Source organism: Gracilibacillus dipsosauri (assembly GCF_003176895.1).
GTDB classification, from domain to species: domain Bacteria; phylum Bacillota; class Bacilli; order Bacillales; family Amphibacillaceae; genus Gracilibacillus; species Gracilibacillus dipsosauri.
The window spans coordinates 538007-557614 of sequence record NZ_QGTD01000008.1 but is presented as its reverse complement, the minus strand read 5'-3'; the positions used below and the strand labels follow the sequence as shown (position 1 = coordinate 557614).

The following is a 19608-nucleotide window of genomic DNA, read 5'->3' as shown; positions in this document are numbered from 1 at the left end:
TTCTAACAAGATGTTTGAATGAGCTTTCGCAATTGATGGCGGAAGCTTTCTTTTTGATCATTGCTTAGCTTCTTCGGACCTTTTGTTCGCAATCCTGCTTTTCTAGCTTTTGCTTTTAAATGTCTTTCTTCTAACATTTGGTCGATTTTTTTCTTGGAATATAGGAAGCCAATATGATGAATGACATAACAATTTTTTTCTAATCCTAAAGCAGCAAGACCATAATCTTGTGTTACTATGATATCCTTCGCTTTTGCCATGCCTATGATTCGGTAGTCCACTGCATCAGAACCTGTGTCAACATAGGTTACCTTAACAAAAGACGGATAGTCTTGGTGGCTGTAGTGGCTGTAGCTTCGAACTAAATGAACGGTTATATTCTTTCCTATTACTTCCTCTAATATTGTATCCACAACAGGGCATGCATCTGCATCCACGTAAATTTCCATATGAACCTTCCTCTCCATAAATTGATTTTAAGAATAGTATAGCAATTTTGTAGTGGTTATAGTATTATTTTCTTATTATAAGTGGAAAGTCAGGGTATAGGATGAACGATTATTTAGAAAAACAACAAGAAAATATGCTTTATTTACTAGAACAATTGGTCAATATAGATAGTGGGACTTCTGACAAAGCAGGGGTGGATAGGATAGGGGCATTAATGGCAACATTATATCGAGCCTTAGGGCTAAAGGTTAATGTATTTCCGGAAGCTGATTATGGAAACCATTTAGTTGTAAGGGCTTCCCAACAACATAAACCAACTATCCTAATTATTACACATATGGACACAGTTTTTGAAAAAGGAACGGCAAAATTGCGTCCATTTCTAGTGAAAGACAACCGTGCATATGGACCTGGTGTTATTGACATGAAAGCAAGTCTCGTTGCTGTCTATTTTGCAATGAAAGCTTTGAAGGAAATAAAAAGTAAGGCCTTCTATGATGTAGAAATTTTATTAACTAGTGATGAAGAAATTGGTTCAGTTACTTCGAAATCGTTGATTGAATCCCATGCCAAGGATAAAAAATTTGCTTTAGTGATGGAGCCAGCTCGAAAAAATGGTGCTATTGTGTCAGCTAGAAGAGGGAAGGCTCATTATACATTGGAGGTATTTGGGAAGGCAGCTCATTCTGGTATCGAACCAGAAAAAGGGAGAAGTGCGATAGAGGAGCTTGCTCATAAAATTATTCAATTACATGATATTACCGATGAAGAGAAAGGTATTCATGTCAATGTCGGGATCATTGAAGGAGGTAGCTCTGTTAATACTATATCTGACCATGCTTCTGCGGAGATTGATGTAAGATTTCGAAAACAGGAGCAAGCGGATCAAATTGAGCAGAAGATAGAAGACATTACCTCTCATGCAGATATTGAAGGAACAAAGGTACGATTAGAAGGGGAGATTAACCGTCCTCCAATGGAGAAAACGGCGAAAACCGAAAGTCTTCTTCGTATTATCCGCAAGGTAGGGGATGAGCTTCACATAAAGATAACAGACACCGAAACTGGTGGTGGTTCAGATGCTTCTTTTACTGCGGCGATCGGAATACCAACGGTTGATGGATTGGGACCAGTGGGTGGAAATGCACACCGTGAGGATGAATATTTAGAAATAGATTCATTCTTACCTAGAACAATCTTGTTAGCAGAAGTGATAAAACAATTACATCGAAAAATAAATCAAACGAAAAAGCCACAATCATGAATGATATGCTCCCCTTTAAGTAGACAGGTTAAAAATAAAAAATCTGTTACTTGAGGGGAGTATTTTTATGTCCAATAGATCCTTTATCCTACAAAATAATTCTTTTGCAGATAATGTAAATCCTGATGTAATGTATTCAATTCTTCTTCGTCTAAAGGTATGAGTGGAAGTCTTACGGAGCCAACATCCATTCCAAGCATGGCTAATGCTGATTTAACGGGTACGGGATTTGGTGCTTTAAACAATGCTTTCATGATCGGTAATAGCTCTTGATGTAGACGTGCTGCCTTCTTCGGGTTCCCTGTTTGATATTGTGTAATCATCTCCTTCATTTCATTCCCAATAATATGGGAGGAAACCGAGATAATTCCTCTTCCACCTATTGCAAGCATTGGTAGTGTTAGACTATCATCTCCACTATAAAGAGAAAAATCTTCAGATGTTTCATGAATGATTCTCGTCATGGCATCTAAATCACCACTAGCTTCTTTTACAGCTACTATGTTTTTGATTTTGGCTAATTCAATAATAGTTTCAGGTAATAGATTCACACTCGAACGTCCTGGAATGTTATATAACATAACTGGTAAGGTAGTTGCTTTAGCGATAGCTTCAAAGTGTGCATACATCCCAGCCTGTGATGGCTTGTTGTAATACGGAGTAACAAGCATTACGGCATCGACACCTAACATTTCGGTTTGTTTTGTTAACTCGATGGATGCTTGTGTATTATTCGAACCAGTACCTGCTATAACAGGAATCCGTTTATTCACAACTTTTACAGTAAATTGAAGGAGAGAAAGAATTTCGTCTTTGGATAATGTTGGTGATTCTCCTGTTGTACCAGCGACTACTAATCCTTCTGTTCCATTACTAATTAAATAATTAATTAAATGTTCTGCTTTGTTAAAATCAATTTGTCCGTTTTGATCAAATGGTGTGACCATTGCTGTTACGACACGTCCAAAATTCATTTTAGCCTTCACCTCTATTCATATTTTTAAAACAATTTCGCTACGTAAAATGAATAGAGCTTATCCCATCATCAAACCTTTTTGGAAAACTAATAACAGATCATTAAGTTTTCGCCTAATAACTATCAGGTTAGACAGCAAAAAATGCAACAATGAAAGGGTATCATTGTTGCACCGTTATTTGATAATGATGCGTGAGATAGCCCTCCATATAGCTTCTTCGACTATATGACAGCCCGACATTTCTTAAATGAAGGACCAGTGACTAAGATGATGCATTCCTAATCACTTCGGCAAATCCCCCTTTCTGTAATCATCACAGGCGACATCTCCTCCGATTACATACTAATGGTCATTGCACCTCTATTCTCAAACTATTCAATTGTTTTAAATGTTGGTTACTACTATAACAAAGTTTATCCATAGATGCAATAGATAAAAAGTTTAAAAGATGAATAGAAAATAATGGATTCTCTCTTATTGAAACAAATTTAAAGAATAGCTTGACAAACTGGAAAAATTTGATATAGTTATACACGAATTAAATAAAAACGCATTCCACTAGGGGTGTCTTCTAAAGACTGAGATTAAAGTTTTACTTTAAGACCCTTAGAACCTGATCTGGTTTATACCAGCGTAGGGAAGTGGTACGATATCCGTTATTTTCTGCAGGTATAACCACTATCCTTACGTATTTGGTAGGATAGTGGTTTTTGTGTTTCCTGGGAGGAGAAGAAAAATGAAATTTTCAGAAAAACTAAGAAAGGAAGTAGACCCTATTTGGCAGGAGAGCTTCCAGCATCCATTTGTCCAAGGAATTGGAGAGGGAACATTACCGGTAGAGAACTTTAAGTACTATGTCCTACAGGATGCTTATTATTTATCCCATTTTGCAAAAGTTCAAGCACTCGGTGCAGCTAAAGCAAATTCTTTTGAAACGACAAACCGAATGGCCGCACATGCCCAAAGCACTTATGAAGCAGAACATGCGTTACATGAATCATTTACAGAGATTTTAGGGATTACGGAGGAAGAGATCAAAGCATTTCAGCCTTCTCCAACTGCTTATGCCTACACCTCTCATTTATATCGAGCAGCATATGACGGGCATTTAGGGGATGTGATTGCAGCTATTCTACCGTGTTATTGGCTTTATTATGAGGTTGGAGAGGTTTTGAAGAATTGTACTCCAGATCATCCTGTTTATCAAAAATGGATTTCTACTTATGGCGGAGAGTGGTTCAAGCGGTCAGTGGAGGAACAAATTAATCGGTTAGATGAAATTGCTTTATCCGTTACAGATTCAGATCTAAAAAGAATGAAACAGCACTTTGTCATAAGTAGTCGTTATGAACTTATGTTCTGGGAGATGGCCTATCAACTTGAATCCTGGCAATCAATAGGAAGAAAAGAGGGAAAATATGTTTAAAAAGCTAACACTTACCGATATTCTTGTTACAGTTGTTATTGCATTAGTCTTCAGTGTCATATATAAAATCTGGGGACCCCTCTATAGCGCGGTTTCGGTTTTAGGCTTACATATCGATCAATTACTGTACGGAATGTGGTTTATGGCGGCAACCGTTGCATTTTTAATTATTCGTAAGCCTGGCGTCGCTTTGTTAGCAGAATTGGCTGCTGCACAAGGAGAATTCTTATTTGGTGGTCAATGGGGTATTTCATTATTATTATACGGCCTCGTTCAAGGTCTTGGTTGTGAAATAATATTCGCTATTTTCCGTTACCGAAGCTATCATATTTTGGTCATGTGCTTAGCTGCAGTTGGTGCGGCAATCGGCTCTTTATGGCTCGATATTTATTATGGGTATATCACGGAATTAGCTTTATGGAATCTGAGTTTGCTCGTTTTTGCTAGAATATTGGGGTCTATCGTAATCACAGGAATCTTTGCATACTACCTTGTAAAGGCATTAGAAAAAACGGGTGTAACAAGACTAGTTCGACCATTGTCCAACAAGCATTACGAAGCGCTAGATGAGGAGATTAGGTGAAAGAATGAGTACCATTGCTATCGAAAAACTACGTGTGAAATTTCCTGAAGAGGAATCCTTTTTATTTAAGGATTTCTCTCTCTCCATTCGAAAAGGGGAAAAAGTACTCATCCTTGGTCCTTCAGGATCGGGAAAATCGACTTTATTAAAAATTTTATCAGGGTTGGTACCAAAATCGATGGAAATCCCCATTAAATATACATCACGAGAGATCTCAAATTCCTGGGGTTTTGTCTTTCAAGATCCGGATTCTCAATTTTGTATGCCCTATGTCGATGAAGAGCTTGGTTTTGTGTTAGAAAATCTCGGGATACCGCATGATCAAATGAAGGAATTATTACATCGTTACCTAGTAGAGGTCGGATTAGAACTAGAAGATGTCCATATTAAAATAGAAAGGTTATCTGGTGGTATGAAACAAAGGCTTGCAATTGCTTGCATTCTAGCATTACAGCCAAACACAATATTTCTAGATGAACCGACTGCCATGCTTGATCTAGAAGGGACGGCACAGGTTTGGGAAACGATGCAAAGGGTTGCTAGAGACAAAACCGTGATCATTGTTGAGCATAAAATCGAGCATGTGATTGATTTTATCGACCGTGTCGTCTTACTTGATGAAAAAGGGAACATTATGATGGATGATACTCCCAAAGTCATTTTTGAACAATCTAAGCAAAAGCTAAAGGAATTCGGCATTTGGTATCCTTCCGTTTGGCACGAATATAGGCATGCTAAAACAGAAATCAATCAACCCATCAATCAATCAGCTGAGACTTTAATGAAAATGGAGGATTTTATCGGTTATCATCATAAACAGCCCAAAATAGAAGTTTCGAATGTAGAAATAAAGAAAGGGGATTGGATTTCTGTTACAGGAGAGAATGGTGCAGGAAAGAGTACATTGTTGCAGGCTATTATGAAGCTAATTAAGACGAACGGAAAAATAGACTATCCACTTGTGAAAAATCATAGTGATTTATACCAACGAATCGGCTATGTGTTTCAAAACCCTGAATTGCAATTTGTAGAAAATACGGTTTACGAAGAATTAGCCTTTTCTCTACGTAAAGAGAAACTCTCTGAAGAAGAAAATAAGAAAAAAATTGAAGCTCAATTAAAGGATTTCCATCTCTTGAACGAAATTCATAAGCATCCCTTTCAGCTTTCAACTGGTCAGATGAAAAGACTAAGTCTTGCAACTGTTACGATAACGTCACCTGACATACTTCTATTAGACGAACCAACCTTTGGTCAGGATGCTCGAAATACTTTTAGAATTTTAGAAAAGTTGACTCGATTGTGGAAAGAAGGGATGACGATTGTGATGGTGACGCACGATCCGATGATCACTGAATTACACGCAACCATTGTGTGGCAAATCAAACAAGGGAAAATAATACATATAAGGGATAAAGTGAATCTTAGGGAAGAAGAGGAGGTAGGACAGGTTGGCGATCGAATTATCCTATAAAAAAACATTCCTCCATCACATTAATCCAAGTATGAAATTTATTATTTTTGTAGGATTATTTATTGGCCTTCTGCTGATTCATAATCCGAATATCTTGTTTTATACTTGTATAGGGTTATTATTGGTATATTTTCTTTTGACAGGCTATCCCTTTGTGTTATTACTGCTTTTTGCATCTCCATTCCTCATCATTTTTCTTTCCTCTACTATTACAATGATGTTATTTGGGGAAGGGCAGACGACATTGTTTCAATATGGTGTTATCCATGTAACAGAAGAAAGCTTCTATCGAGGTATTCATTTAGGAATGAGGAGTATCGTTTTCGGGTTATTAGGGCTATTATTTGCTTTAACCACAAGACCTGTATCGATGTTTTATTCCATGATGCAGCAGTTGAAGCTCCCTCCGAAGATTGCCTACAGTTTTATGACAGCGATCCGCTTGTTACCGATGATCGCGGAAGAGTTTAGTCATCTTAAAAAAGGATTAAAGATTCGTGGCATGGAATATAAGAAAGGAATTCATGGTTTTTATCAAAAGATTCAGCTTTTTACCATTCCAGTCCTTGCACAAAGTATACGCAGAGCATATCGGATTGCAATTGCAATGGAAGCTAAACAATTTACAGGTAATAGAGACAGAACCTTTTATTATCAAATAGGGTTTACGAGGTATGATACTTATTTTGTTATCTTCTTATTAGCAACACTGCTTATTACCTTTTATATGAGTGAACAACTTCCTATTTTGCAAGTAAAGGACGTCCTTTCCTTGTAAAAGAGAATGAATCGAGCATTACTATCATCATTAGTAATGCTCTTTTTTGTTGACTCTTACGCATACGTTAGGCTTATGATAGTAGGGAAGATATTTTTAGGAGGCTCGCAATGTATAGTATCGGAAAGATTGCAAAAGAAATGAATATTACGGTTCGAACATTAAGGTATTATGATGAAATTAATTTGTTGAAGCCATCTTATATCTCGGAATCAGGATATCGTTATTACTCAAAAAAAGATATTATCACATTACAGCGAATTATTGCATAAAAGGAACTAAATTTTCAATTAAATCAAATAGAAACAATCTTAAATCAGAAAAATGGGAAGATGTATTTGAGGAACAACTAGCACTTGTTACTAAGGAATTGCGGCTATTTAAGCATCTATCGGTGATTGAACAAAACGATAGTTGGAAAAATATATTTCAGTATATTAGACAAAGAGTTTTTTGATTATTGCAGGCTTATTTGAAGTGATAGGAGTTATTGGGGTAAGAAAGTATCAGAAAAAAATAACTTCTGGAACAATGTGAGGCTAATTGGTAGTTTTATTATTAGTTTTCAATATTTATCTATGGCTTTACAGGAGATCCAGTTATCGACTGCATACGCAATTTGGACAGGAATTGGTACACTTGGTTCAGCAATCATTGGAATTATTTTCTTTCATGAGCCTAAAAATTTTCTCCGCATTTGTTGTATTATCGGAATGATCCTTACAGTGATCAGTTTAAAGGTCGTTAGCTAAGAGTGGCTGAATCATTATTCCATACGGAACATCCCGGATCTCCCTATGATTTGTAGGAAGTTCCGGGTCTTAAGTTAGGTAGTCAGCTCTTACAAACGTTAGCCCTTTCTCAATTTCCAGATACCAGTTGCATATTCTTGAATCGTCTGGTCGCTTGAAAATTTACCTGAATGAGCGATATTAATCAAGCTTTTTGCTAACCATCTTTGTTTTTCTGTATAGGAATGATCTACTAATTGCTGTGTCTCGACATAATCTGAAAAGTCTTTCAAAATGAAAAATGGATCGTTCGTGGAAAGGAGATGGTAGTATATGTTTTTACATTCCTGATGGCCAAATAAGCCGTCACGTAATTGATGTAAAATTCGCACTAATCTTTCATCATTTTGATAGACTTCATTAGCAAAGTAGTCGTTATTCTGATAGATGTGGTAGACTTCATCTGCTTTCAATCCAAAAATAAACATATTCTCTTTCTGCACTACATTTTTCATTTCAATATTCGCACCATCTAATGTACCTATCGTTAGAGCGCCATTCATCATCATTTTCATATTACCTGTTCCTGACGCTTCTTTTCCTGCAGTTGATATTTGTTCACTCAAATCCGTAGCAGGTATGATCTTTTCGGCAAGGCTAACATTATAATTCTCTAAAAAAACCACTTTTAATTTACCGTGTATGGTGTGGTCATAATTAACGATAGAAGCCACCGTATGAATTAGTTTGATTACTTCTTTGGCGAAGTAATAATTAGGCGCAGCTTTTGCTGCAAAGATAAAGGTTCGAGGGGTGATATCTAGTTTTGGGTTTTGTTTTAATTCATTGTATAAGTATAGGATATGAAAAACATTTAATAGCTGTCTCTTATATTCATGCATTCGCTTAATTTGAACATCAAATATTGACTGATCATCTACTAATATTCCTGTCCTCTGATGGATAATTGCCGCCAATTTCCGTTTATTCTCTTGTTTGATCGAGTGTAATTGTTCTAAAAAGAAAGTATCTTTTGTATAGCGTAACAGATGAGTTAATTCCCTTGGATGTCTTACCCAGCTCGTTCCAATCGTATCGGAAATCAAATGAGTCAGTCTTGGATTTACCATAACGAGCCAACGACGATGAGAAATACCATTTGTTTTGTTATTGAACCTTTTAGGATATAAATGATAAAAGTCTTTCATTTCCCTTGTTTTTAAAATTTCTGAATGAATTTTTGCCACACCATTCACACTAAAGCTACCAACAACAGCAAGTCGAGCCATATGAATTTGATGATCTGCTATGATGGCAAGTGATGGGATTTTTTGTCTTAGATGAGGTTGGTTCAACCAAATATCCTGACAAAACCGTTCATTAATTTCTTCTATTAACATATAAATACGAGGCAATAGCTCTCGAAACATATCAACCGGCCAAGTCTCCAGTGCTTCAGACATGAGCGTATGATTGGTATAAGCAAAAATCTTTCGCGTGATTTCCCAAGCAACCTCCCATTCTAATCTTTTTTCATCTAATAATATTCGCAGCAATTCTGGAATGGCTAGACTGGGATGCGTGTCATTAATTTGAATGACTAGCTTCTTTGGCAATGTAGCGGAGGAAATAGATGAATATTTTCTTAGAATATCCTGTAGACTTGCAGAAACGAGAAAGTATTGCTGTTTCAACCGAAGCTGTTTTCCTTCGTAGTGAGAGTCATCTGGATAAAGAAACCCAGAGATCTGCCAGGAGGAATGCTCCTGCTCTAATTGATGATAGTATTGATCCTCTTCTTGTTCCTCTATGTCTGCTATTGGTTCCGCACTCCAAAGTCTAAGTGTATTGATGGTTTGGTTATCATAGCCTACAATCGGTATATCGTAGGGGACGGCCATTATCTTTTCTTGATTTTCATATAGACAAATCAGAGAGCCATCCTCACGTTCCTTTAAGTAACAATGTCCGGCAAGCTGAATAGTCACCGCTTCATCTGCTCGTCGTATTTCCCAAGGATAGCGATCCTTCAGCCAATAGTCTGGTAACTCTGTTTGATAGCCATTAATAATACGTTGTTCAAATAACCCATAGCGAAAACGGATGCCATAACCATGACCTGGGTACGAGAGTGAGGCGGTGGAATCGAGAAAACATGCTGCCAGCCTTCCAAGACCTCCGTTACCAAGACCGGGATCCTGTTCGCAATAATAGATCTCTTCAGGATCAAAGCCGAGTTCCTTTATTGCTTGGTTACACGTGTTGAGTAACTGGTAATTTAATAAATAACTTTGTAAAAGACGTCCAAGTAGGAATTCCATCGAGAAATAAAAGACTTGCTTTGGCTTCGTTTCATCGTATTTTTGATTAGTACGAGACCAATCTTTTTCGATTAGTTCCATTAAGATTTGACAAATAGCTTCATACACTTTAGGTACAGAAATGGGGCTGTTTTGGTCAGAATGGTTCTCGCTTATTGTTGTTTGGATCTTTTCTCTTAGCTGTTTTACGTCCCATTCCATCATGTTCAAGTCCCCTCCGAAATCATGATCTCATCGTATAATGCATCATATTTTTTAGCAGATGCTTCCCAGCTGAAGTCACAGGTTTCAACATTACGTAATAGGCTATTCCACTTATGCTCATCTTCATAGACAGATAAGGAATATCTTAAAACATGTAAGAGGTCATGTGCATTGTAATTTGCAAAGCTAAAACCAGTGCCTTCTAATGTGTATTCATTAAAAGGGAGAACCGAATCCTGTAATCCACCGGTTTCTCTGACAATTGGAACAACTTTATAATGAAGTGCAATCATTTGTGTGAGACCGCATGGTTCAAATTTGGATGGCATGACAAAAAAATCGCTTGCAGCATACATCTCCCTTGCCAATTTCTCTTCAAACCCCAAAAAACAAACCATTTTATCCTTATTACGTTCTGCAGCATGGTAAAAAAAATCTTCAAATAAATAATCTCCTGTACCAAGTAGGACAAATTGAACATCTTCTTGTAAGAACTCATCTATAATAGCTTGTAGCAAGTGAAGTCCTTTTTGCTCAACTAATCTAGATATCAATATATACATAGGTACATTACCATTTTCAGGTAGGCCCAATTTTTTTTGGAGAAATATTTTATTTTCTTTTTTTCGCTCACGTTCATTCGTATAATTCCGATAAAGAAAAGGGTCTTTTGCAGGATTGTATTCGTTTATATCAATACCATTTAGGATACCGTACAAATCCCTTTGTCTTCCTTTAAGTAATGGAGCAAGGCCTTCTCCAAAATAGGCTGTTTTGATTTCTTCTGCATAGGTTGGGCTAACGGTAGTTATTTTATCTGCATGAAAAATTCCTGCTTTCATGCAATTAATATGACCATTCCATTCCATACCACCAATATGCTCCCGACTGATTTGAAATAGATCAGGAAAATCCTTTTTCAGTACCGCTCCTTGGTATTTTAAATTGTGAATGGTAAAGACGGTGTTATAATCTGATTTGGGATAGAGAATTTTCAAAAATGCCATCACTAAACCTGTTTGCCAGTCATGAGCATGAACGATGTCTGGCTTAAAATCAATCCAAGTTAGAGCTTCCGAGACAGCTTGACTAAAAAAAATAAAGCGTTCTCCATCATCTTCATAACCATAAATCTCATCACGAGAGAAGTAATAATGATTTTTTATAAAGTAATAGCGAACATTTTTATGCACTAATTGATATAGTGTGAACGAATGCTTTCTCCAACCGACCTCTATGGGAATGGTGAATAATTCTTCTAATTTATTCATCCATGGTTTCATAACGGGTTCATAATAGGGGAGAATGACGCTTGTTTCTATCGTTGGAAGCTGGTTTAACGATTGTGGTAAGGAACCAATAACATCTGCTAAGCCACCAGTTTTGACAAAGGGGGTACATTCAGAAGCGACAAACAAAATTTTTTTCTCCATGGTTTCAGCACTCCTCAAATAATAGATTTCTTTTCGATGATATAAGGATGCTTTATCGAACCTTTTAGCATCTGATTCTTCGTTATGACTACTTGTTTATCAAGAATGACATTTTCCAGCTGACTATCGGTGGAAATCTCGCCATCTTGCATAATAATCGAGTTTTTTACAACGGCACCCTTCTTCACTTTCACCCCACGAAAAAGGATACTATTTTCGACAGTACCTTCAATAAGTGCCCCAGTTGCAATAAGTGAATCTTTAACAATAGCTGTATGCTGATATCTTGTTGGAGGGTGGTTACTTACTTTTGTAAAAACAGGTGGATAGTTTCGGAAAAGCTGTCTATAGTTTTCGGGTTTAATTAGCTTCATGCTTTGTCTAAAATAGCCAGCAACATCATGGATAATCGAATGATAACCATCGTAATGATAGGCTGCTATATGTAACTTTTCTAGATTCGCTCTAATACCATCCCAGAAGAAATAGCTTTTATGATTAGCGACACATTCATCTACAAGCTCTAACAACAGAGATTTATGTAATAGATAAACACCACAAAAGGTTTCTTGATTCTGTTTATCATTCGTAATCGCAATTACCTTATTGTTTTTGTCCAGTTCTAACTTCAAGCAGTTCTTAAGCTCTTGTATTATGTCGTGTTGGGTAGTTAGTAATGTAACATCAGCACCGGTTTCTAGGTGATAATGGAACAGTGGTAAATAATTCAAATTGGCAACAAATTGACTGCCGCTAATTAGCACATATTCTGCAGAGCTGTTTTCAAAGAAATCTCGATTATAATAAAAATGACCTACATCCCCTTGGGAAATGTTTGTAGAATGATGCGCTTGAGGAGGGAAGAGGAATAAACCGCCATGTGTTTTATTTAATTCCCAATCAGCACCTGAACCTAAGTGTCCTATAAGGGAACGATATTTATTCTGAGTAAAAATAGCAACCTCGTGAATTTGAGATTGAACCATATTAGACAATGTAAAATCTATCAAACGGTATCTACCAGCAAATGGGATAGAAGCTATGGGACGATGATAGGTTAATTCTTTAAATTGATCATTTTCGTGTTCTAAATTGATTAATCCAATCATAGATGCCACTAATATCACCTCATTAATAGAATGGAGTTTATATTTTCGTTAGATACGACAATTGGTTCTTCTTCTTCATTCGCTGCAATCTTGGTATGATCAGGGATCGTCACATTTTCTTGAACAATAACACGATCTAATAGGACATGCTCCCCGATCTGAGCATTTGGATGTAGAATGGATTGATGGATAATCGCATGTTGATGAATTTGCACCTTCTCAAAGAGAACAGATTCCTCCACAGTCCCATCAACGATACAACCATTACTAATTAAGGAATGACGAATAACGGCATTTTCACCAATTAATTGAGGAGCAAGATAGGAATCACGGGAATAATTTTTCCATTTACCATGCTCGAGTATTGTTGTACTGTTAGGATTTAATAAATCCATATGTGCCTCCCAATAGCTTTGGATAGTACCAACGTCCTTCCAATATCCTTCGAATACGTAAGCATACAAATGAAGCTCATCTGCAAGCATGGCAGGGATAATATCCTTCCCAAAATCATGATCCGAATGATCCTTTGTTGCATCCTTTTCTAAGAAAAGCTTCAAAACCTCCCAATTAAAGACGTAAATTCCCATAGAGGCAAGGTTATTTTTTGCTTGAGAAGGCTTTTCTTCGAATTCGTAGATTCTTAAATTTTTCGTTGTATTTAAAATGCCGAATCGAGAGGTTTCCTCCCATGGTACTTCCATAGTAGCAATCGTTACATCTGCCTCCGTTTCCTTATGTTGTGCTAATATCTGGTTGTAATCCATTTGGTAGATATGATCACCAGATAGAATTAAAACATAATCAGGGTGATACTGGTCAATAAAATGACAATTTTTAAAAATAGCATCTGCTGTCCCGAGATACCAACATCCTCCATCACAGGTTGTAAAAGGGGAAAGTATAGTTAATCCGTCCTCTAATCGATCTAACCCCCAAGCCTTTCCCACTCCAATATGTCGGTGTAATACGAGAGGAGAATACTGTGTAACTACTCCTACTGTGTTCATGCCTGAATTCAAGCAATTACTTAAGGCGAAATCAATAACTCGATATCTTCCACCAAAAGGGACAGCTGGTTTTGCTAAATTTTTCGTTAACATGCCTAATCTCGTACCAGCTCCTCCTGCTAAGAGCATTGTGACACATTCTTTTTTCATTCCAGTTCCTCCTCTGTGGATTCCAGTACTTGTTGGAAAATACAAATCGCAAGTGGTGGAACCTTTATTTTTATATGTTGATCTTGGCCGTGCCATCCCTCTGGAAAACTAAAATGGATCTCAGTATTGTTTTGATCTGAACCACCATAGCAGGCCGCATCAGAATTAAATAACTCTCGATAGGTTCCAGGAGTGGGAACACCGATGTTAAAATCATAGTAGACCACTGGTGTGAAATTACAAACAATTAATAAATGGTTCTCTAAATCAAGAGCTTTACGAATAAAAATGAAAATACTCTGTTCATGATTATCAGGATCAATCCATTGAAAACCTGATGGATGATAGTCTAATTGATAAAGAGATGGTTGATGGTGATAAAATTTATGTAATTCAGTTAAATAATGAAAGAGGGCATGGTGAAAGGGATAATCGAATAAATGCCAATCTAACGCTTGCTGAAAGCGCCATTCTATATATTGTCCAAATTCTCCACCCATAAAGAGCAGCTTCTTTCCTGGATGTACCATCATATAACCATATAATAGCCGTAAATTTGCAAATTGCTGCCACTGATCTCCAGGCATTTTATTTAATAATGACTTTTTTCCGTGTACGACTTCGTCATGAGATAGTGGAAGAACAAAGTTTTCACTATAATGGTACATCATTGAAAAGGTTAGTAGCTGGTGGTGCCACTTTCGATAAATGGGATCTAGCTCCATGTATTTTAGTAAGTCATTCATCCAACCCATATTCCATTTAAAATTAAAGCCAATTCCACCCTTAGAGGTAGGGTGAGTGATAAGAGGGAGATCTGAACTATCTTCTGCCATCATCAGTGCCTTAGGAAAATAGTGGAATACAACCTCATTTAATTTTTGTAAAAAGGCGATAGCTTCTAAATTTAGTTCATTACCAAAGCTGTTGACAAGTTTTTCTTCTGAGTCAGGGCGATCAAAATTCAATGAAGTCATACTTGCAACAGCATCTACCCTTAGACCATCAACATGAAATTCTTTTAACCAATAAATTGCATTGGAAATTAAAAAGCTTTGAACCTCAGGCTTTCCATAGTCAAAGGTGAGGGTTCCCCATAGTGGTTTTTCCGCTTTTTTTGGATCCTTATATTCATATAATGCTTCCCCATCGAATTGTCTAAGTCCGTGATCATCCTTACAAAAATGCCCTGGAACCCAATCGATGATCACCCCGATCTGATGCTGGTGGCATTGGTCGATGAAATATTTTAAATCATTTATGGATCCATGGCGAGATGTTGGGGCATAATAACTCGTAATTTGATAGCCCCATGACGCATCAAGTGGGTGTTCAGCCAAGGGTAATAATTCAATGTGGGTATAGCCCAACTCTTTAACATATGGGATTAATTGTGATGCTAATACACGATAGGATATAGGTAGATTTTGATCATCTCTTTTCCACGAGCCCGCATGAAGCTCATAGATCAAAAGTGGTGAATGATAAGGATCGCTTTCTGCTTTAAGCAATTCCCATTCTTGATCTCCCCACATATACTGTTTCCAAGAAGGGATTACAGATGCGGTTAAAGGTCGAAGCTCTGCTCGGAAGGCATAGGGGTCTGCCTTTAAAAATGTATCGCCGTTTGGTGCAGTTATCCGATATTTGTATCGAGTATTTTCCTGTATATCTGGGAAGCTTCCGTACCAGAGTTCTGCATTATCAAGCTTAGTTAGGGCATAACCTTTTCCAGACCAATCGTTAAAATCACCAGCTAATTCTACTTTTTTAGCATGGGGAGCCCAGACAACAAACCTCGTTTTGACACCATCTCTATGGCAGCCAAGAAATTGATAACTAAAATAATGAGTACCTTGATGAAAAAGGTAAACATCCTCTTCAGAGATTTGCTTAGTCATATTAACTCCTTTCCAGTCAAACATCCATATTCTTGTATATAATTCAGGTAGAGTCTTTTCTTAATCTATGATTAGTTCCATTTTATATAACCTTACGTAAGGTTCTTTTACAAAAAATTAATAGCTAAACAGAAAGGGAATGTAAGATGAATATAGCTGCTTGGATAGATGATATCAATAAAATAACGCTCGAAGGAATGAAAGATCATGATTTGGTCAGCCCATCACTAAGTATATTTATCTCTAACCAATTTATGCCAATAAAAGATGTCGTCAAAGTAGGAGAGGACCAATTATTCGTTTATTTAGTGGATAACATTTCCCTTATTCAAGAGGCATTTGTAGCTATTCAGAACAAGAAGTATCCAATCTTTCCTAGAAACATTGTTCGTACTACATGGTTTGAAAATAAGTATACAGCTAGTGAGACAACACTTGGCCCTCTTTATAAAAAGGATGGGACAGCTTTTACATTATGGGCACCAACCGCATCCAATATAGAAATAATAATGGAGGGTGAAAGACGCCTAATGAGGAGAAACGATAGGGGAGTATGGGATATCTGGTTACCTGGGGACTTACATGGGAACATCTATCAATTTGCTGTAACCATTGCCGGAAAAGAGAGAATCGTAAATGACCCTTATGCAAGAGGTCTTACAGCAAATAGCAATGCTAGCGTAGTGGTGGATATGGCAAAGACAGATCCAGTTCATTTCAGGGAAATAACTTATCCGAAAATTACAAAGGATAAGGCTATCATTTATGAGGTTCATGTTCGGGATTTGTCGATGTGTTCTGAAAGTGGGATAAAAAATAAAGGGAAATTTCTTAGTTTTACGGAACGGCATTCGCGAAATGCAGAAGGTTATTCAACAGGATTAGCTTATTTAAAGGAATTAGGTATCACGCACCTTCAGCTCTTGCCAATTATGGATTTTGCACGGGTGGACGAAACCGAACCAGAAAAGGATTATAATTGGGGATATGATCCATTATTTTATTTTGTGCCAGAGGGAAGCTATGCAAGTAATCTATCTAATCCGATAACTCGAATAATAGAATGTAAGCAAATGATCCAATCGATCCATGAAGCGGGAATGTCCGTTATTATCGATGTAGTCTTTAATCATGTTTTCCAGTATGAGAACTCTACTTTTGAGAAACTCGTTCCAGAATATTATTTTCGTTTTCATGAGAATGGTTCAGTAAGCAATGGGAGTGGAACTGGCAATGACCTCGCAACAGAGAGAAAAATGGCGAGAAAATTCATTCTTGATGTCGTAGATTTCTGGTTAAAGGAATATCTTGTGGATGGTTTTCGTTTCGATTTAATGGGATTAGTGGATTTAGAAACAATGAAACAGATTCAGTCGAGATGTAGTCAAGAAAATAGACCCATCCTACTTTTAGGAGAAGGATGGGAGCTTGACACGGCATTGGATAAATCACAGCTATCCACGTTAAAAAAAGCAGATCAGCTACCAGAAGTGAGTTATTTCAATGATCATTTTAGAGACCAAATAAAGGGAAATACCTTTTACAGTACCAGTACAGGTTATGTAAATGGAGAAGGAAGAAACGAATCTTTCCTCCCGGCACTAATTACCGCCTCGTGTGATCATCGATTTCATACACCCATGTTTTCCTGTCCACTTCAATCTGTCAACTATGTGGAGTGTCATGATAACCATACATTACTAGACAAATTACAGTTATCGAATCCAACAATAAGTGAAGAGGATAGAAGGAAGATGCATCAGCTTGCGACTGGTTTAGTGTTATTAAGCCAAGGTGTTCCTTTTCTACACGCAGGTCAAGAATTCTTCCGATCGAAAAATGGTGATGAAAATAGTTATCTTTCTGGAGATAAGGTTAACCAAATGGAGTGGAGAAAGCGGGGAAGGGAAGACGAGAATATTCAATGGATACGGAAGCTAATTCAATTACGTAAACAGCACGATCATTTTCGATTACAGACAGCTAAGGAGATAAAGGAGAGAGTTCACTTTATCCAGGTTCCTGTCCCTTTAGTAGGTTATCTTCTCTTAGGAGAGAAGAAGGATTTCGTTATTGTCATTAATCCAACCAACATAAAACATCAGATAACGATGCCTTCACATGGAAGATGGACAAAATGGATCAGTAATCTAAGGGACTCGAAGTCGCCAATCAGTTGTTTATTACAACAAACTGCTGAATTGGACGCATATGAATTAGCGATATTTTTGAAATATCGCTAATTCGTTACAAAATTTTCTGTATAAAATGGTTGGGAATCTTGATTAAAGGCAACCCCGATACCGAGTGTTTCGAATTTATTATTTAAAATATTTTCTCTATGTCCTTCTGAATTCATTAAGCCTTCATGTGCGAAAATACTACTAGGCTGACCAGACGCTAGGTTCTCTCCGGCTATTTGAAAGCGAATATGATCCTCCTTCATTCTATCAAATGGGGATAAACCCGCTAAATTCGTATGACTAAAATAATTATGATCAGCCATATCTGTACTATGGTCTCTAGCAGTTTGTCGAACCTCTTCGTTCCATGCTAGAACAGGAAGTCCGTGATGCACCCGAGCAGCATTTGTTAGATCAAATAATTGAAGCTCAAAGCCTTCTTTTAGTTGTTCACTAGGCTCGGCAAAATATTTTTGCTTTTGTTGCTCAAGATCTTTACTAATCATTTGAATGGCTGTAATCGTATTGTTTTCATGCTTATCATAGAAAATAGTTACATAACTTTCATCTAATAAGAAAACATCATATGCTTGTTCTTTGTTTATTTGGTAACGCACAAGCCCTTTATCAATGGAATCTAGAGGTTCACCAAGTGCTGCTATTACTTCTTTTTGATTGCTTTTCATAGAAATTTCTTCGGATGAGGTGAACAAATCCTGGTTTGTAAATAATCCAACGATTTGATTTTTATCATCATAAGCAACCATAAAGAAGTTTTGATAGTTCTCGTGATAGGCTACCCAATTGACTCCGTACTCATTTAAAGAGGAGCGCTTAGGTGGACCAGCTTCTGCTTCCACATCTGCACGGCTATCCTTTAGCTCTACATTGTGGATAGAAAAGATTTCAGTGGAAGGGGATTCTAAATTTGGTTTCTCTTCCACTTGTTGGCCTTCTGATCGCTCTTCAGGCAAAACCTCATGGAATAATTCTTTAATTCCTGTACTTATCGTATCAATCGTATTTGTTATAATCGGATTTTCTTTTATCGATTGGAGATCTGATTGGATCTCACTAGTAACTCCTTGAAAGCCGGCCCTTTCATAATCATCACCATAAAAATACCAAATAACACCAATTATCAGTAATAGACTTAATATACTACGTATTTTGAACGGAATTACCTCCTGTCTACATCTACGAAAATATTGTAGCAACTTTTAATAGTATGGACAACTATGTCAAGATGAGATACATAGAGTTTATGGAAGAAATAGTCTCCAAGAATACAAAAAAGCCAACCGTTTTAGGCTGGCTTCTTCTCTTTTACCAACTTGCTTTTTTGACGCCAGGGATTTGGCCTTTGTACGCTAGCTCTCGAAAGCAAATCCGACAGAGCTTAAATTTACGAAAAACAGAGTGTGGACGACCGCACTTCTCACAGCGAGTATATTCCTGCACTTTAAACTTTGGTGGTCTTTTTTGCTTTGCTACCATTGATGTTTTAGCCATCGTATCCAACTCCTTTCTTTAGAAAATAATTTATTTAAAGGGAATGAAATTTTTTGGGTAGAAGAATATTATAACATAGGTTAACGTGATAAGTAAATAATG

Annotated in this window: 15 protein-coding genes, 2 pseudogenes and 2 riboswitches; of the genes and pseudogenes, 8 read left to right on the top strand and 9 right to left on the bottom strand. The window is 37.0% G+C overall.

Translation table 11 applies throughout. From position 1 onward, the window contains the following. Nucleotides 1–2: 2 nt before the first annotated feature. Nucleotides 3–449, bottom strand: a complete 447-nt coding sequence (locus DLJ74_RS09850) for a YaiI/YqxD family protein (RefSeq protein WP_054859415.1) — start codon at nt 447–449, stop codon at nt 3–5. Between the two features lie 101 nt (nt 450–550). On the opposite strand from DLJ74_RS09850, the gene DLJ74_RS09845 reads away from it, so the two are divergent. Continuing rightward, nucleotides 551–1714, top strand: a complete 1164-nt coding sequence (locus DLJ74_RS09845) for a M20 family metallopeptidase (protein ID WP_109984324.1) — start codon at nt 551–553, stop codon at nt 1712–1714. An 83-nt stretch (nt 1715–1797) separates the two neighbouring features. Here DLJ74_RS09845 and dapA read toward each other — a convergent pair whose 3' ends face one another. Continuing rightward, a complete protein-coding gene (gene dapA, locus DLJ74_RS09840; RefSeq protein ID WP_109984323.1) occupies nt 1798–2688 on the bottom strand; it encodes a 4-hydroxy-tetrahydrodipicolinate synthase in 891 nt (296 codons plus the stop codon). 192 nt (nt 2689–2880) lie between these two features. Then, nucleotides 2881–3062, bottom strand: a riboswitch (Lysine riboswitch). A gap of 179 nt (nt 3063–3241) precedes the next feature. After that, nucleotides 3242–3348, top strand: a riboswitch (TPP riboswitch). A gap of 79 nt (nt 3349–3427) precedes the next feature. On the opposite strand from dapA, the gene tenA reads away from it, so the two are divergent. From tenA to DLJ74_RS09810, 6 genes and pseudogenes are all read left to right on the top strand, one after another. Further along, nucleotides 3428–4117 (top strand): thiaminase II, encoded by a 690-nt coding sequence (tenA, locus tag DLJ74_RS09835; RefSeq protein ID WP_109984322.1) that lies wholly within the window; start codon nt 3428–3430, stop codon nt 4115–4117. Next, complete coding sequence (locus DLJ74_RS09830) at nt 4110–4700, top strand: ECF transporter S component (RefSeq protein ID WP_109984321.1); 591 nt, start codon at nt 4110–4112, stop codon at nt 4698–4700. Before tenA ends, DLJ74_RS09830 begins: the two co-directional genes overlap by 8 nt. 4 nt (nt 4701–4704) lie before the next feature. Continuing rightward, nucleotides 4705–6174 carry an ABC transporter ATP-binding protein gene (locus tag DLJ74_RS09825; protein ID WP_109984320.1) on the top strand — a complete coding sequence of 490 codons (1470 nt, stop codon included), beginning with the start codon at nt 4705–4707 and terminating at the stop codon, nt 6172–6174. Continuing rightward, the gene (locus DLJ74_RS09820; RefSeq protein ID WP_109984319.1) at nt 6152–6952 is read left to right on the top strand and encodes an energy-coupling factor transporter transmembrane component T family protein; all 801 of its coding nucleotides are present in this window, start codon (nt 6152–6154) and stop codon (nt 6950–6952) included. The genes DLJ74_RS09825 and DLJ74_RS09820 overlap by 23 nt, the downstream gene beginning before the upstream one ends. Nucleotides 6953–7062: 110 nt before the next feature. Continuing rightward, a pseudogene (locus DLJ74_RS09815) lies at nt 7063–7221 on the top strand (MerR family transcriptional regulator); the annotation flags it as partial. A 184-nt stretch (nt 7222–7405) separates the two neighbouring features. Continuing rightward, nucleotides 7406–7704: pseudogene (locus DLJ74_RS09810) on the top strand (DMT family transporter). 98 nt (nt 7705–7802) lie between these two features. Here DLJ74_RS09810 and DLJ74_RS09805 read toward each other — a convergent pair. The 5 genes from DLJ74_RS09805 to glgB are packed head-to-tail and all read right to left on the bottom strand — an operon-like array spanning nt 7803 to nt 15811. Further along, nucleotides 7803–10208: a glycogen/starch/alpha-glucan phosphorylase gene (locus tag DLJ74_RS09805; RefSeq protein ID WP_245902308.1), complete on the bottom strand. Its 2406-nt coding sequence runs from the start codon at nt 10206–10208 to the stop codon at nt 7803–7805. A 2-nt stretch (nt 10209–10210) separates the two neighbouring features. Continuing rightward, on the bottom strand, nt 10211–11641 hold the full coding sequence (locus DLJ74_RS09800) for a glycogen synthase (protein WP_109984317.1): 1431 nt from the start codon (nt 11639–11641) through the stop codon (nt 10211–10213). 14 nt (nt 11642–11655) lie between these two features. Then, nucleotides 11656–12750 (bottom strand): glucose-1-phosphate adenylyltransferase subunit GlgD, encoded by a 1095-nt coding sequence (gene glgD, locus DLJ74_RS09795; RefSeq protein ID WP_245902323.1) that lies wholly within the window; start codon nt 12748–12750, stop codon nt 11656–11658. Between the two features lie 14 nt (nt 12751–12764). Continuing rightward, nucleotides 12765–13910, bottom strand: coding sequence for a glucose-1-phosphate adenylyltransferase (locus DLJ74_RS09790; protein ID WP_109984315.1), 1146 nt, complete (start codon nt 13908–13910; stop codon nt 12765–12767). Beyond that, entirely contained in the window at nt 13907–15811 is a 1905-nt protein-coding gene (glgB, locus tag DLJ74_RS09785) for a 1,4-alpha-glucan branching protein GlgB (RefSeq protein WP_109984314.1), read from the bottom strand. Before glgB ends, DLJ74_RS09790 begins: the two co-directional genes overlap by 4 nt. A 146-nt stretch (nt 15812–15957) precedes the next feature. Between glgB and pulA the strand changes: the two genes are divergently transcribed. Beyond that, entirely contained in the window at nt 15958–18054 is a 2097-nt protein-coding gene (gene pulA, locus DLJ74_RS09780) for a type I pullulanase (protein WP_109984313.1), read from the top strand. Here pulA and DLJ74_RS09775 read toward each other — a convergent pair. Next, entirely contained in the window at nt 18051–19211 is a 1161-nt protein-coding gene (locus DLJ74_RS09775) for a CAP domain-containing protein (RefSeq protein WP_245902307.1), read from the bottom strand. The two genes, pulA and DLJ74_RS09775, sit on opposite strands and share 4 nt — an antisense overlap. A 109-nt stretch (nt 19212–19320) precedes the next feature. Continuing rightward, nucleotides 19321–19506 (bottom strand): type Z 30S ribosomal protein S14, encoded by a 186-nt coding sequence (locus DLJ74_RS09770; protein ID WP_109984312.1) that lies wholly within the window; start codon nt 19504–19506, stop codon nt 19321–19323. Nucleotides 19507–19608: the final 102 nt, after the last annotated feature.